We start from the raw sequence: 14530 nt of genomic DNA on the forward strand, positions 1-14530 counted from the left end.
CATAGCGCGGCCTGAACGGCTACACGGTGGAGGCGGCGCGGCCTGAACGGCTGCACGGTGGAGGAGGTCTGCGAATGGCAGGGTGGTACCCGGTCAAGGATCAGCGACAGGCAGGGTGCCTTCACTGCGGTGCTGAACGTCTCCGCCCGATTCTGCTGCCCAGTCTGCCCAGTCCGGCCAGTCCGCCAAGTTTGCCCAATCCGGCCAGTCTGCCCAATCCGGCCAGGTGGGTGGTTCCCAGTCGGGGTGTTCGCTTTGGTAGCGCCTGCCGGAGGGTGAGATCCAACCGGGTGCTTCGTCCTTCGTTGCCCCGGTAGGTGTCCAGCCGGTGGTGTGGCGGAGCCTGTGGTGTCGGTGGCAGGGCTGGCCGAGATTTGAGATCCCCGTGGACCCCCCTTCGGCCCAGGCCAGGACGTGGTCCGCTTCGTTGTCCAGGGACTGGTTGTGACAGCCGGGAAACGGGCACTTGCCGTCCCGCAGGCGCAGCCACTGGCGTTGGGCTTTGGTAACCCGGTAGCTGGTCCGCCCGATCTCCAACGGGGCCCCGTCCCGGGGGTCGATGAGGACGCGGTGGAAGGACTCGGCGCCGTCGGCAATCAGTTTCCGTGCCATGGAGGGCGGGATCGGACCGTACCCGTCCAGCATCGCCGACTCCTCGGTGGCACCCAGTAAAGCCATGACCGGGACCGTGATCAGCACGTGCGCCCGCGGTGAGGGCACCCCGCTGGGATTCTCAGCGTCGCCAAGCAGCCAGGTGGCGACCGTGTCGGCGCGTAGCTGGGTCAGTGTGCGGGGCTCGTCGGGGTCCTGCATGGCCCGGGCCGCCCTCGTGCTCTGCTCCCAGATCCCCGACGCCGTGGCGGCCGGCAAATAGGCCGAGAGCCAGGCCATGCCGTCCCGGTCCGGGCGGTATTCCAGGCGCCGGTCCGCGACGGAGCGGGTGTGGCGTTTTTCGATGCTGTCCGGGTGGTGGCGTTCCCGCCAGATCCGGGCCTTGTGCCGGAAGCGGGAGGGGACGAGTTCCCCGGCAGGGCCACGGGCCGGGTTGGGTGCTTCAGGGTCCAGGAAGTGCGCTTCCAGAGCCTGCGCAGCGGAGGGGTCCAAGTTGGTGGTCTCGTCCACCATGACCCGGGCGTGCTGCCACGAAATTTCACCGGCCTGCAGGGTGGAGAGGGTCAACGGTAAGTCTGTGGTCAGGGCGTGGGACTCAGTCAGCAGGGTGGAGGCGGTCCGTTCGCCGACCGTCAGGGCGCACGCGAGCTCCGCGACCAACGCCATTTCCTGCGCGGTGGCTTCCTGCGGCGACCGGGCCGGTGGCTCCAATGCCATGGAGACTTCGACTAATTCCGCGACGATCTGCACCTTTTCCGCCGCGGTCCGGGCTTCGAGCCGTGCAATCCCGGCCAACCGTTCCAGGCAAAGATTCTTCCGCCGGCGCAAAGGATCTGACCGGAAAAGTACCTCGTTGGGGATCCCGTCACCGCCAACCGCACCTTGACCGGGACGGGCTGTAGCGGGCACGGCGGAGGCCGGCAACTGCAGGCCTCAGGCAGGCAGCAGCATGGCCGCGGCCGCCCCGGCGAGCATGAACGGACCGAAGGGAATGGCGGACTTCAGCGTGCCGCGCCGCGCGGCAAGCAGGGCAATGGACCAGAGTCCACCCAGCAGGAAGGCGGCAAAGGTGCCGGCGAAGACGTGGCCCCAGCCGAGGTACCCCAGATACATTCCCAGCACCCCGGCCAGTTTGACGTCGCCAAAGCCCATGCCGGGCGGGTAGACAAGCCGGAGGACAAAGTAGAACAGCCAGAGAACCGCTCCCCCGGCCAGGATTCGAAGGGCAGGTACACCCAAAAGTTCGGCGCCGCCGTCGGGCGCCCCTGGCACACCGCCGGAACCGGCAACACCGTGCACGATGGCCGCGGCAAGGAGCAGGACTCCCGCCACGCCGTAGGAAGGGAACACAATCCGGTTCGGCAACAGATGGTGCCGTACATCGATAACCGTCAGCCGGGCGGCCATTACCAGAAAGTAGGCACAGGCAGCCAGCACCAGCCAGAACGCCAGCGGGGTGGCCTCCCAAAGTCCATCGAGTCGTCGGATCACTCCTCGGATGCTACTGGATCCGGACGGGACCGCGCAGGCCCGCGCGTAAACTGTGGATATGTCGACCTGGGACACAAGGCGCCGGCCGGACCCGGAAAGCAGTGGCACGGCCGGAGACCTGACTGCGATGTTCCGGAATCTGTGCCGTTCTTCCCCGTGGAAATGGCAATCCCTGCGTTTTGAATATTGGGATGAGCCCTTCGCCGAGGCCCCGGATCCGGCGGCCCCGCTGGTCCGTGCCTGGCTGCGCCGGCCGGGAGCGCTCCGGCTGGAAACCCCTGACGGTCTTGTCCTCCACAGCACGACCGGGATCAATGATTCCAGGGACGGGCTGTACATCAGTTCCACCCGGAAGTCCTGGCTGTTGCCGCCGCACCTCGTGGCGCCGGTCTACGACGACGGCGGTCTGGTCAGGCGCCGGCCGGAGGCCGCGTACGGCGAACCGGGCTTCGGCAATGGCCGCTTCTCGGCCGCCCTGGATCCGGTGGAGCTGGCCGGCAAGGCGCCGGCTCCGCTGGAGTTCCCGGGAGCAAACCCGGTGGAGGTGCAGGGCGTTCGCCGGGTGGAGCATCACGGGCGGCCTGTACTGGAGGCCGAAGTCTCGCCCACTGCCTCTTACCGCGCTTCGGACCCGGGCGCCCCGCTCTGCCTGCCCGGCAGCAACCGGGTGCGCATCGATCTTGAGACCGGTGTCTGCGTCGCCAGCCAGTCCTTGGCGGAAGGCTCCACGGATCATGGCCACTGGATCCGGATCCTCGGAGTTGACGAGTACATGCTCGATGACCTCTTCCTGGCCGAATCCATGAACCTCACGGACGTCCGCCGCCACATCAGCTGGGACATCGGGGCCTGAGCGGAACGGTTGACAAGCCGCAGGGTCCGGAGTCGGTTAGGCTTCCCTGATGACCGCGCTGACCGCCATCTGGCCCCTTTTTGGCCTCACCCTGACCACGCCGCGGCTGGTACTCCGTCCCATCACCGATGACGACATTCCCGCGGCCGTCGCAGCGGCCGCCAGCGGCATCCACGATCCAGGCCGGAACCCGTTCAGCAACCCCTGGACGGAACTGCCGGCGGACGCACTGGGCCCCAACATGGCCCAGTGGTACTGGCGCTGCCGCGGACAGGCCACCCCCAAAGACTGGACCCTGCTCCTGGGCATCTGGCACGAGGGGCAGTTTGTCGGCTGCCAGGACATCGGGGCCAAGGACTTCGCCACGCTGAGGACAGTCAGCACCGGCTCGTGGCTCAAACAGTCCGTCCACGGCCGCGGACTGGGCACGGAGATGCGCGCCGCCGTCGTCCTCTGGGCTTTCAACTGGCTGGGCGCCGAAGTTGCCGAGTCGGAAGCTGCCGCCTGGAACTCCTCCTCTTTGGGGGTGTCCCGCGCGCTCGGCTACGAACTCAACGGCACCGCCCGCATGTCCTGGGGCGGCAAAGCCGTGGACGTCCAGAAAGTCCGCGTCACCCCGGCGACATTCAAGCGCCCCGACTGGACTCTCCAGGTCGAAGGCCACGAGGCCGCGGCCAAGTTCCTGCACATCAGCTAGGGCCGGGGCTTGGCGCCGGGTGCGCCTTCCGGCAGCGTGCGTCAAAGGCCAGGAACGAGCCAGCACGCAGCGGAAGGGGCACCCGCGCGGACCCTAAATCTCAGCCCCTTCGAGCAGTTCCGTCACCAGCGCTGCGATGGGCGACCGTTCGGAGCGCGTCAGGGTGATGTGGCCGAACAGCGGGTGTCCTTTCAGAATCTCGACGACGGCGGCGATGCCGTCGTGCCGGCCGACGCGCAGGTTGTCGCGCTGGGCGACGTCGTGGGTGAGGACGATCTTCGAGTTCTGGCCGATGCGGCTCATCACGGTGAGGAGGACGTTCTTCTCCAGTGACTGTGCCTCGTCCACAATGACGAACGCGTCGTGCAGGGAGCGGCCGCGGATGTGGGTCAGCGGCATGACTTCGAGCATGCCGCGGTCCATGACTTCTTCCACGACCTCCTGGCTGACCAGTGCGCCGAGGGTGTCAAACACGGCCTGCGCCCAGGGGTTCATTTTCTCCGACTCGGAGCCGGGCAGGTAACCGAGTTCCTGGCCGCCCACCGCGTAGAGGGGGCGGAAGACGATCACCTTGCGGTGCTCGCGGCGTTCCAGGACCGCTTCAAGGCCTGCGCAGAGGGCCAGCGCGGACTTGCCGGTGCCCGCCCGTCCGCCGATCGAGACGATGCCGACGGCGGGGTCCATCAGCAGGTCGATGGCCAGCCGCTGCTCCGCCGAGCGTCCGTGCAGCCCGAACACGTCACGGTCACCCTTGACCAGCCGGACCTGCTTATCGGCGCCCACCCGGCCGAGGGCCGAACCCCGGTTGGAGAGCAGCACCAGGCCGGTGTTGACCGGCATTTCCGCTGCCGCGGGGATGAAGACCGGCTCGTGGCCGTACAGGGTGTTGACTTCATCTTCGCTGGCTTCCACCTCGGCAATGCCCGTCCAGCCGGAGTCCTGCACCAGTTCGTTGCGGTATTCGTCGGCTGTGAGCCCCATGGCGGAGGCTTTGACCCGCATGGGCAGGTCTTTGGACACCACCGTGACGTTCCGGCCTTCGTTGGCCAGGTTTTTGGCTACGGCCAGGATGCGGCTGTCATTGTCGCCGCTGCGGAATCCGAGGGGAAGCACGTCAGCGGAGATGTGGTTCAGTTCCACCATCAGAGTGCCGCCGCTGTCCCCGATGGGGATGGGGTGACTGAGGCCGCCGTGCTTCACCCGGAGGTCATCGAGCAGCCGGAGGGCCTTGCGGGCAAAGTAGCCCAGCTCGGGATCGTGCCGTTTCCCCTCAAGTTCGCTGATCACAACAATGGGGACGATGACCTCGTGCTCCGCAAAGCGCAGCAGGGCGCGCGGGTCGGAGAGCAGGACGGAGGTGTCAATGACAAAGCTGCTGATGGTGGCTTCCCTTCCGGAGACGGCAAAACCGGCCGCAGCTTCAGTGGCTGCACCGGTTTTTGAGGTAGCTCGCGTGGCGCGAGAGGTAGCTTTCTGTCCCTCGGAAACAACCTCGGGCAGTAGTTCAGAAGTAGCCACATCGACTCCAGCCCCGGGCACATGCCCGGAATTGTTATTGGTGAGGCGGTTCGGCCTGAAGGCCGGACGCGGCCTCCCATACAACCGGTGCGAAAATCCGCTCCATGTACTGGCCTCCCCGAACAGCCGGCGGTTTTGCCTGCTGATGGTTACAACGTAAATCCACCGCCAGTAATTTCCGAAATCCTCGGTCGGCGATTCCTGTTACCGGATTGTGAACACCGCGTGAACGGGTGCGACGGCGGGCTTCCCGTCAGGGTACCGGCGGGCGGGCAGGCGCGTCTCAGGTGCCGAAGCGCCGCTGCCGTCCGGCATAGTCGCGCAGTGCCCGCAGGAAATCGACTTTCCGGAACGCCGGCCACAAGGCCTCGCAGAAGTAGAACTCGCTATAGGCGCTTTGCCACATGAGGAAACCGGAGAGCCGCTGCTCTCCGGAGGTCCTGATGACCAGATCGGGATCGGGCTGGCCGCGGGTGTACAGGAAGCGCGAAATGTCGTCCACGGTGAGGCTGTCCGCGAGCGCGGAGATGTCGGACCCCTTGGCGACGGCGTCGTGCAGCAGTTCCCGGACGGCGTCCACGATCTCGCGGCGGCCCCCATAGCCCACGGCAACGTTGACGTGGATCTTTTCCTGCACCGGCGTCCGGGCCGTCAGCTTGTTGAGCCGTTCGGCGAGGTAGTCGGGAAGCAGTTCGGGGGCTCCCATGGCGTTCACCGAAATGTTGGCATCCTCGTCGAGCCGGTCCAGGGTGTTGGCGATGATCCCCATCAGGAGGTCCAGCTCCTCGCTGGAGCGGCTCATGTTGTCCGTGGAAAGCATGTACAGCGTGACCACTTTGACGCCGAGCTCCTGGCACCAGCCGAGGAATTCGTGAATTTTGTCGGCCCCGGCCTGGTGGCCCTGGCTGGTGGGCGCGTTGAACTGTTTGGCCCAGCGGCGGTTGCCGTCCACCATCACGCCGATGTGCTTGGGGATGCGGCCGCCGGTCAGCTCCCGGAGCAGCCGTCTCTCGTAGAAGCCGTAAAGGAACCCGCCCAATTCCACGAGGAGACTCACCTGACTTCCGCTATTGTTCGACGGCATTGCACATCCTAGGCTACCGCCCGCGGGCGGGCCGTACGCGCCGTCGCGGGGGCGTCCCGGGCCTCGCACCCTATTACCGGTGAGTAACTTATGGCGCCGGAGGATATTCTGGAGGCATGAACAGCCAGACTCCCGACGCGGGACGCGCACCCGGAACGGACGGCCACAGCCCGGTGGATGACGCCGCGGTGCGGCTGGCCGAACTCCTGATGATCAAGCCCAAGTGGCGCGGATGGATCCATACCGTCGCTGCGCCGCTGGCGCTGGTCGCGGGGATCATCCTGGTGGTGGTGGCCCCCACGACGGACCGCAAGATCACCTCGGCCATCTACGCCGCCACGGGCGTCCTGCTTTTTGGCGTCAGCGCCGTCTATCACCGCGGAAACTGGTCTCCCCGCGTCAAAATGGTCCTCAAACGGCTGGACCACACCAACATCATGCTGGTCATCGCAGGCAGCTACACGCCGCTTGCCTGGTCCTTGCTCGAGCAGCCCAAAGCCGTCCTGTTGCTCTGGGTCATCTGGTCCGGCGCGATCCTCGGAGTCCTCTTCCGTCTCCTGTGGACGGACGCGCCGCGCTGGCTGTACGTTCCCATCTACATCGCGCTCGGTTGCGGGTCACTGTTCTATCTGCCGGAGTTCTTCTCCGCCAGCGTCCCTGCCGCCGTCCTGATCTGTGTGGGCGGTGTCCTGTACATCACCGGCGCGGTGTTCTATGCACTCAAGAAGCCCAACTTCAGCTACCGGCATTTCGGCTTCCACGAACTCTTTCACGCGCTGACTGTCTTTGCCTTCGGCGCCCATTTCGCGGCCATCCTGATCGCCGTCCTCAGCTGACCGGGCCTGCGCCCGTCATCAGTTCGAGTCGCGCCCGCAGGTCCCCGGGCGTTGCCACGGGGCGTTCACACACCATGTTCCGGCACAGGTACGCCAACGGGGATCCGTCCGGGCCGGCCGGCCTGCCCGCCAGCAGCGGTACTGCAACCGTCGCATCCGGGATGGGCTCCACTCCGGAAGGAGCGCCCGACGGCGGGACTTCCGCGCCGCCGTCGTCCTCCACTGCGATCACCAGGCCGGGGCTGGCTGACCTGAGCAGCTCCAGGTGGAGTTCGGTGCGCCGGGGACCGGGCGGCCCCACAACGGCGGCTTCCACCGGCCCGGCGAGGGCTGCCTGGGCGGTCGCCAGGAGCCAGCCGGCCACCCGCGGCGCACGGGCCGCCAGTGGCGGGACGAGCGCCAGGACCTGCGAGGCCAGGGCCCGGTGCTCCGCGGATCCGGAAAGCGCTGCATAAGTGAGAAGGACGCCCGCGAACGCCGCGGCGCCACTGGGCGTGGCATTATCGAACGGATCCAGGCCTGCCTGGCCGCCCTGCGCCGCCCGGACCTGGCCGTCTCCCCCGGCCGTGTCCACCAGGCGCCCGTCAACCACGAAGCGGCTGCCGGCCGCGTGCACCAGCCGCTCGGCAAACTGGTACCAGCGTGTCCGGCCCGTGGCGGCGTAGAGGGCAAACATCCCCTCGGCGCAAAAGGCGTAGTCTTCCAGCAACCCGCCGATGCCACGGGCCGTTCCGGCGTGCGAGACCCGGATCAGTGCGCGGTCAGCTGCCTGCCAGTGGACGCGTTCGAGGTAGGCGGCGATGGATTCGGCCGCTGCCACAAACTCCTTGCGGCCCAGCACCGCCCCGGCTTCCGCGAGCGCGGCGACGGCGAGCCCGTTCCAGCCGGCCACCACCTTGTCATCCCGCGCCGGCTGGGGCCGCTGGTTCCTGGCCGTCAGCAGGGCCGGACGGACCCGGGTCCACAGCTCCGCCTCGGCACCCTCCAGGCGCCGTGCGGGGTGCAATGGTGAGCCGTACCCGGAGACGGTGCCCACCGGCCCGACGTTCATAAGTCGGCCTGCGGCCGCGCCGTCCTCCTCGCCCAGGACCTCTTGCAGGCCTTCAACGGTCCACAGGTAGGCGGCCCCTTCATGATGTTCGCCATCCACCAGGGAGTCGGCGTCCAGGGATGAGGCCAGCGCAAAGCCGGCGCCGCCTGTGTCCCCGACCGTGCCGAGGCCCAGCGAGTCCAGCAGCCACTGCGCGGTGCGGACGGCCACGTCCGCGGCTTCCTCCGCCGGGAACACCTCGTTGCCGCCCAGGCGCACCCAGTGGACATAGTCACGGAGCAGCTGGGCGTTGTCGTACAGCATCTTTTCGAAGTGCGGGACGGACCAGTCGCGGGTCACCGAGTACCGGGCAAAGCCGCCCTCCAGCTGGTCAAACAGCGCCGAGCGGGCCATGACCGCCAGCGTCCGGCCCGCCATGTCCCGCGCCGCATCCGCGGTGTCCGAGGGCACCGCGGCGTGCCTGATCAGGAATTCCAGTACCGCCGACGGCGGGAATTTCGGGGCGGCGCCGAAACCGCCGTCGGTCATGTCCTCAGACCGGGCCAGCGCCGCCACGGCGGCGGGAAGGAGATCCGGGTCAAGCAGGGGCGGCGGACCGGACACCGTCACGGCGGCTGAGAGTTGCGCGTCGCCCAGGCTTTGGGCCAGGGACGCTGCGTTCCGTTCCACCGCATCACGCCGCTCCCGCCATGCTTCCTGGACCGCTTCGAGCACCTGCCGGAAGGAGGGCCGTCCGGGCATCGGGCGGGGCGGGAAATAGGTGCCGGCGTGGAAGGCAAGTCCTTCGGGCGTGAGGAAGACGGACATCGGCCAGCCGCCCTCCCCGCTGATGGCCTGCGTGGCGGCCATGTACACCGCGTCCACATCGGGCCGTTCTTCCCGGTCCACCTTCACGGGAACGAAGTGCGCGTTCAGGTAGTCTGCGGTTTCCTGGTCCTCAAACGACTCATGGGCCATGACGTGGCACCAGTGGCCGGCTGCGTAACCGATCGAGAGGAACACCGGCACGTCCCGTGCAGCGGCGGCGGCGAACGCAGCCTGCCCGTACGGCTGCCAGTGCACCGGGTTGCCCGCGTGCTGGCGCAGATACGCCGACGGTTCGGCGGCCAGGGTGTTGGAGCCGCCCGGAACTCCCGGCGGAACGGCTTGATCGGGTTGGCTCGTCACTTGGTACATGTCCCTTCATCCTGCGGCATTCAGGTGACGGGAGGACTCGATGAGCCCACCACGACCTCTGCCGTCCGGGGCGGCACTCCTGCGCCAGGAACCGTGCCCCTCACCACAGTCTACGAAAGTACCGTGGTTCAGTTGATGGCGGATTGGGCTATGGCTGCGGGGGCAGCAGGCGGGCTTCAGGGCCGGGTACTTTCATGGGCCCGGTACTTTCATGGGCCGGGTACTTTCACGGGCCGGGTACTTTCACGGGCAGGGGCCGCAGGCTTCTCACTGCCCCGCAGTATGCGGCGCGCCAGTGTCAGGCTTTCTCCGAGGGTGACCGTCGGGAGGTAGGCGCGCGTGACGGCGTTGGCGATGGTGGGGAGGGCGGCGGCGTCGGGGTAAAGCATGTACAGCGGCACGTACCGGGGCTGGAATTTGGCTTTGAAGGCCAGCAGCGACCTGAAGCCGTAGATCGGTTCCAGGGTCGCACCCAACCAGTTGAGCAACCGTTCCAGGCCTCCTGCCCCGGGCGGCGCGGCGGTGGTTGGGCGGGGGTCGTCGGCGCTGGCCCAGGCCAGCGGCGCCCCCGAAAGGCTGATGTACTCATAGCCTTCCTTCTTGAGGCTGAGCACGGCGGAAGCGATGAGAAATTCGGTGGCGGGGCGGAAGCCGTTGCTGCGGCGGCGCATGAAGTCCAGGGTCCAGCCAATGATGTTTCCGTTCCGGTAGACCGGCAGCCAGGAGGCGAGTGCGTGAACAAGATGATGATCGTCGACGGCGATCAGGCACCGGACCTCGGGGTCTTTGAGTTCGTCGAGGCTTCCCAGGGTAAAGCCCATTTCCGGTATTTTTTTGTCCGCGACCCATTCCTCGGAAATCTCCTGGATTTGCGCCTGGATGGTCAGCGGAGCGGTGCTGTAGGTTATCCATTCCGCCCGGACGCCCGCTTTAGCCGCGTTGTTCATCGCGGTACGGATGTCCTGGAATTTTTTTCCTTGGAAGGACACCGAATCCAGGGGAAGAACGGTCTCCTGGGCCACCTGCACCGCGTCCCATCCGAGCGAAGCCGCATGATCCCGCATGGTCCTGTCCACGGAGTAGAAGCACGGAGTCCATCCTTGCTCACGGCATAGCCTGGCAAAATCGGCGAGCGCCTTTCCGTTGCCGGTTTCCGGCCCGACCGGCCCACCGAGTGTCAGCGCGACTCCTGAGATGACCCGGTAGGCAATGAAAGTCTCGCTGGTGGTGGAGAACCAATAAGTGTTGCCGGCCCACATCGTCATCCACGATAAGGACCCTCCCCCGTGTTTGGTGAGGATGGCACGGGCACGGTCTGCGCCCCGGTTCCGGACCGGATCCGGACGCAGGAAGGATTTAACCATCAGCACACCGGTGATGGCCCAGAAGATGACCCCGACGCCCTCATACAGCAGGACCGCGGCCGGGCTCTGGGGAAGGAATGCCGGGGCCACGCCCACGATGTAGGCCAGGGGAAGAAACCTGTCCGGAACGTTGGCAAGCAGCTCAGCCGGATCTGGAACCGGGGAGAAATCCTGGGCCAGGGCAAGCCCTGCGCCGACGTACACGCTGCCCAGGACAGCTGCCGTGCCAGCAAGGCGAATGCCGAGGCGGCGATAGGTGCCTGGCGGGGCGGCGACGGGGAAAAGCTTTCGGGTCATGAGCAACAGGACGGTCAAAACCAGGGGCAGCAGAAGGGGCAACAGCGCAGTGATCGGGTGCAGAGATGCGCTTCTTCCCACGGCGGCACCGATCCCGCCGGCGGCGCGGGTGTCCGGCGTCGAATGCTGAAGGATTCCGGTGATGGTGATGACCGCCAGGACGGACAGACTGAGCTGAATCAGCACCGACGCGGCCCAGGCGAACCGCCGTCCGCGCCTCAGGCCATCCGCGAGCAACAGCAGCAGAAATGAGGGAAGGATCGCCATGAAGATGCCGCCGGCGCCGGCGCGCTGTTGAAGCCGGGCTGAAGCACATGCCTTGCCCTGACCCGGGTCGCTGCACAGGATCTGAAGCGAATCGGGATCCACCGGCTGGATGTTGGTGAAGAGGAACCGCAGGACGGACAAAGGACCGGCCGCGTGCGGAACCAAACCGGCCACCACGGGCCCCACCGCCGAGACCGCCACGAGAAGCCCTATCAGGACCCGGCCTTCGTGCCGGGAACTGACCGGGCGCGCGAGATGGGTCCGCCGCCGGACCATAAGCGGTCCCAGAACTGCTCCCGCACAGGCCGCAGCGAGCCGCACCAGATCGGCGAATCCTCCGCTGTAGAGGGCCAGCAGCAACAGTAGGGCGAAGACCACCACGCGAATCCGCCGCCGCCAAAGAGTGGGCATCGCCGTCGTTGCGGCGATGCCGATTCCGGCAATGAATGCACTGGGACCGATAAAATGGTGGCCGCTCATTTCCCGCGCCCAGCTCCCCATCACAGCCCGGACAACGGTCACAAAACCAACGGCCGCGGCAATACCCAGGACCTGAAATAACAAGGCGGACGCAGCAAATCGGAGGCTTCCCATCCGCCGCTCCAAGGGGATACCGACCCCGAGCACCAAAATGGTTGCCACAACGTAGCCCGCCAGGTTCCTTTCCCAGAACGCTGACGTGAGCAGAGTCCACCAGTGCGGCGCGATTGAATGCGCGGTGGCAGCCACCTGCGAACGGAGCGCACGGGCCGGTCCGGAAAAGAGGCTGAAAGACAGTGCACCGGCCGCCCAGAAGACGGCGACGAAACCCAACGTAACCGGGGCCGTGCGTATGAGGCCATGGAAGTGCCGGAGCGCCGGGCGGCGGGTCGCGGCCGTGCGCCACAATGTCTGCACGTGCGGCGCTCCTTTCATGGACCCCCGACTGGCTGCCCGGCCAGGACCACGGTCCGGACCGGACGTCGTGCTATGCGCGCATCACGGCTTCCTCATCCACCGGACGCGGGCGTCCACGGACTCAAAAAACGTCACGGATATTCCTTTTAAGGCGCGTTTGGCTCTGGCGGGGCTGGGAGATGGCCTGTGCACGGAAGGGCTCCCGCCTCGCCGGTACCCCCTAGTGAACGACCAGGCGACCCCTTATCGCACGAGTAGGCGATACTCGTTCCTTGCGGAACCAATACCTGCCGCCCTCAACCGGAGACTGGTGCGGGCCGTGGGCGGGCGTTCCCGGGGGTCTACGCGGTTTGCGGCCGGGAGCGGAGGGCTGGTCAGTTCGGCCGGGCCTATTCCGGTGTGTCGGAACGATCCTCGGCGGGTTGGCGGCGGTGATCCACAGGCTGCCGGACCTCACCCGCTTCAAGGTCCGCCGCCTCAATGTCTGCCGCCTCGGCTGCTGCCTGGCGCTCTTCTTCCACCTGGCCCCGGTACCGGACCCGGCGGATGCGCCGCACCATGTCCACAATCAGCAAGGCGGTGGCAAGGACAAAAAAGGCCGTCATGATGAAGCCCAACAGCCCCGGAGTGACCTGGTCCTCGGAAATGCCTTCCCGCAGACTTGGCGTGGGCATGGGCGTGGGTGTGGTGGCCAGAGCCAGGAGCAAGTAATGCACGGTTTAACCTTCTATGGAAACTGGTGGCAGCCGGCGGCGGTTTCCGCACCCGGGCCCGCCGGACCCGGGAACATCCCACTGCTCTTCTACACGGCATAGAATAATCTGCCGCATCTATCTTAGCCCGGCGAACAGATCCTTTTCCGGGAAGGTGGCCGGAACCTTGGTTTCGATTAGCGAGTAGTCTTCCCACGGCCACACCCGGCGTTGCATGTCAGCCGACACGGCAAAGAAGAACCCCAGCGGATCCACCTGGGTACGGTGGGCCCGCAGCGCGTCGTCGCGCGCCTCAAAGTAGTCGCCGCAATCAATCTGGGTAGTGGTGGGGTGGCCGCCCGGCGGCGGGGTATGACCCTCGGCGTCGGCTTCGAGCCACGCGGCCAGGCGCTCCGCGTACGGGGACTGCAGCCCGGCTTCCTCGAGGGCAAAGTGCAAGGCACGGAACCGTGCCGGGTTGAAGGCGCGGTCGTAGTAGAGCTTGCTGGGCTGCCAGGCCGGGCCCGTCCCCGGGTACCGGTCGGGGTCACCGGCAGCGGCGAAGGCCTCCACGGCCACGCGGTGGGCCATGATGTGGTCCGGGTGCGGGTATCCCCCGTTTTCGTCATAGCTGACCATGACATGCGGCTTGAAGTCCCGGACCAGCCGCACCAGGGGCGCCGCGGCGCGCGGCAGCGGCTGCAACGCGAACGAGCCGGGCGGCAAGGGCGGCAACGGGTCGCCCTCGGGCAGCCCCGAATCCATGAACCCCAGCCAGCGCTGCTTGATGCCCAGGATCTTGGCGGCCTGATTCATCTCCAGCCGCCGGGCACCCGCCATGTCCCGTTTTGGATGGGGGTCCCCCTCCACCGCAGGGTTCTGGATATCTCCGCGGGAGCCATCCGTACAGGTGGCCACCATAACGTCCACACCGGCAGCAGCGTACATGGCCATGGTGGCGGCACCCTTGCTGGACTCGTCATCCGGGTGCGCATGAACGGCGAGCAGACGGAGCGGAGCCGGGCTGTGAGTGGACGCTGTCATCGAAGGACGGCTCCTTATTCTTCTGGTGCTGGCATTTCGGCCACTTGGCTTGACGGGCTGCGGAACATGTGACGGCTGATACTGGAAGGCGGGCACTGAAACACCCTCAACCCACGCACGGACCGGCTGCATGATCCCGCGGGGACGGGCACGGTCCGGATCCGAACTAAACTGGACTGGTGACGTCCCAGGATCAGCCCGCCGTGTCCCCGCCTGCAGACACTAGCCTAGTCAATCGTTATGGCGGTCAAAAGCGGCCCCTTTCCCGCAAGGCCAAACGCGGCATCGCAGTGGCCCTCCTGGCTGCCGGCGTCGGTTTTATGGCCTGGGTCTCCACCTCCTCTGCTTCGGGGGTGACGTTCAAGGACATTGGCTTCAGTACGCCCGACGCCACCCAGGCTGAGGTTGATTTCCAGGTCACCAGGGAACCCGGCACGGCCGTCAAGTGCGCAGTGAAGGCCCTGGATTCCAAGTTCGCCGTGGTGGGCTGGAAAGTGGTGGACATCCCGCCGGGGCAAGCGGACAAAACGGCTGACGGCGGCCGGACAGTGGCGCAGCGGGTGGCGGTTCGGACCGAGTCAGCGTCCGTCTCCGGGGTGGTGGATAACTGCTGGATTCCGGGTGACGGAAAGTAGCATCATGTGATCTGCG

At 66.7% G+C, this 14530-nt stretch carries 12 protein-coding genes; 4 read left to right on the forward strand and 8 right to left on the reverse strand.

What is annotated here, in order from left to right; genetic code table 11:
• Nucleotides 1-93 precede the first annotated feature (93 nt).
• Nucleotides 94-1542: an HNH endonuclease signature motif containing protein gene (locus PY310_RS02970; protein ID WP_419095445.1), complete on the reverse strand. Its 1449-nt coding sequence runs from the start codon at nt 1540-1542 to the stop codon at nt 94-96.
• 3 nt (nt 1543-1545) lie between these two features.
• Entirely contained in the window at nt 1546-2103 is a 558-nt protein-coding gene (locus PY310_RS02975; RefSeq protein ID WP_275212664.1) for a prepilin peptidase, read from the reverse strand.
• Nucleotides 2104-2161: 58 nt separating this feature from the next.
• Between PY310_RS02975 and PY310_RS02980 the strand changes: the two genes are divergently transcribed.
• Nucleotides 2162-2956, forward strand: a complete 795-nt coding sequence (locus tag PY310_RS02980; RefSeq protein WP_275212665.1) for a hypothetical protein — start codon at nt 2162-2164, stop codon at nt 2954-2956.
• Nucleotides 2957-3005: 49 nt separating this feature from the next.
• Nucleotides 3006-3653 carry a GNAT family N-acetyltransferase gene (locus PY310_RS02985; RefSeq protein ID WP_275212666.1) on the forward strand — a complete coding sequence of 216 codons (648 nt, stop codon included), beginning with the start codon at nt 3006-3008 and terminating at the stop codon, nt 3651-3653.
• A gap of 93 nt (nt 3654-3746) precedes the next feature.
• Here the strand turns inward: PY310_RS02985 and PY310_RS02990 are convergent, their stop codons facing one another.
• Together PY310_RS02990 and PY310_RS02995 are read right to left on the reverse strand one after the other, a co-directional pair.
• On the reverse strand, nt 3747-5171 hold the full coding sequence (locus PY310_RS02990) for a PhoH family protein (RefSeq protein ID WP_275212667.1): 1425 nt from the start codon (nt 5169-5171) through the stop codon (nt 3747-3749).
• A gap of 283 nt (nt 5172-5454) precedes the next feature.
• Nucleotides 5455-6216: an isoprenyl transferase gene (locus PY310_RS02995; protein ID WP_275212816.1), complete on the reverse strand. Its 762-nt coding sequence runs from the start codon at nt 6214-6216 to the stop codon at nt 5455-5457.
• Between the two features lie 155 nt (nt 6217-6371).
• On the opposite strand from PY310_RS02995, the gene trhA reads away from it, so the two are divergent.
• Entirely contained in the window at nt 6372-7091 is a 720-nt protein-coding gene (trhA, locus tag PY310_RS03000; RefSeq protein ID WP_275212668.1) for a PAQR family membrane homeostasis protein TrhA, read from the forward strand.
• On the opposite strand, the gene PY310_RS03005 is transcribed toward trhA, so the two are convergent.
• The 4 genes from PY310_RS03005 to mca all read right to left on the reverse strand — a co-directional run bounded on the left by PY310_RS03005 (nt 7084) and on the right by mca (nt 13879).
• Nucleotides 7084-9318, reverse strand: coding sequence for a thioredoxin domain-containing protein (locus PY310_RS03005; RefSeq protein ID WP_275212669.1), 2235 nt, complete (start codon nt 9316-9318; stop codon nt 7084-7086). The genes trhA and PY310_RS03005 overlap by 8 nt on opposite strands.
• 209 nt (nt 9319-9527) lie before the next feature.
• Nucleotides 9528-12143, reverse strand: a complete 2616-nt coding sequence (locus PY310_RS03010; RefSeq protein ID WP_275212670.1) for a rhomboid family intramembrane serine protease — start codon at nt 12141-12143, stop codon at nt 9528-9530.
• 389 nt (nt 12144-12532) lie between these two features.
• Entirely contained in the window at nt 12533-12859 is a 327-nt protein-coding gene (locus PY310_RS03015; protein ID WP_275212671.1) for a hypothetical protein, read from the reverse strand.
• 114 nt (nt 12860-12973) lie between these two features.
• Nucleotides 12974-13879, reverse strand: coding sequence for a mycothiol conjugate amidase Mca (mca, locus tag PY310_RS03020; protein ID WP_275212672.1), 906 nt, complete (start codon nt 13877-13879; stop codon nt 12974-12976).
• Between the two features lie 179 nt (nt 13880-14058).
• On the opposite strand from mca, the gene PY310_RS03025 reads away from it, so the two are divergent.
• Entirely contained in the window at nt 14059-14514 is a 456-nt protein-coding gene (locus tag PY310_RS03025; RefSeq protein ID WP_275212673.1) for a DUF4307 domain-containing protein, read from the forward strand.
• The last annotated feature ends 16 nt before the right edge of the window (nt 14515-14530 follow it).

It is taken from the genome of Pseudarthrobacter naphthalenicus (assembly GCF_029076445.1).
GTDB lineage: Bacteria > Actinomycetota > Actinomycetes > Actinomycetales > Micrococcaceae > Arthrobacter > Arthrobacter naphthalenicus.

Coding starts and splice junctions, on each gene's coding strand:
- PY310_RS02980 (WP_275212665.1), top strand. CDS start 2,162: ATGTCGACCTGGGACACAAGGCGCCGGCCGGACCCGGAAAGCAGTGGC.
- PY310_RS02985 (WP_275212666.1), top strand. CDS start 3,006: ATGACCGCGCTGACCGCCATCTGGCCCCTTTTTGGCCTCACCCTGACC.
- trhA (WP_275212668.1), top strand. CDS start 6,372: ATGAACAGCCAGACTCCCGACGCGGGACGCGCACCCGGAACGGACGGC.
- PY310_RS03005 (WP_275212669.1), bottom strand. CDS start 9,318: ATGTACCAAGTGACGAGCCAACCCGATCAAGCCGTTCCGCCGGGAGTT.
- mca (WP_275212672.1), bottom strand. CDS start 13,879: ATGACAGCGTCCACTCACAGCCCGGCTCCGCTCCGTCTGCTCGCCGTT.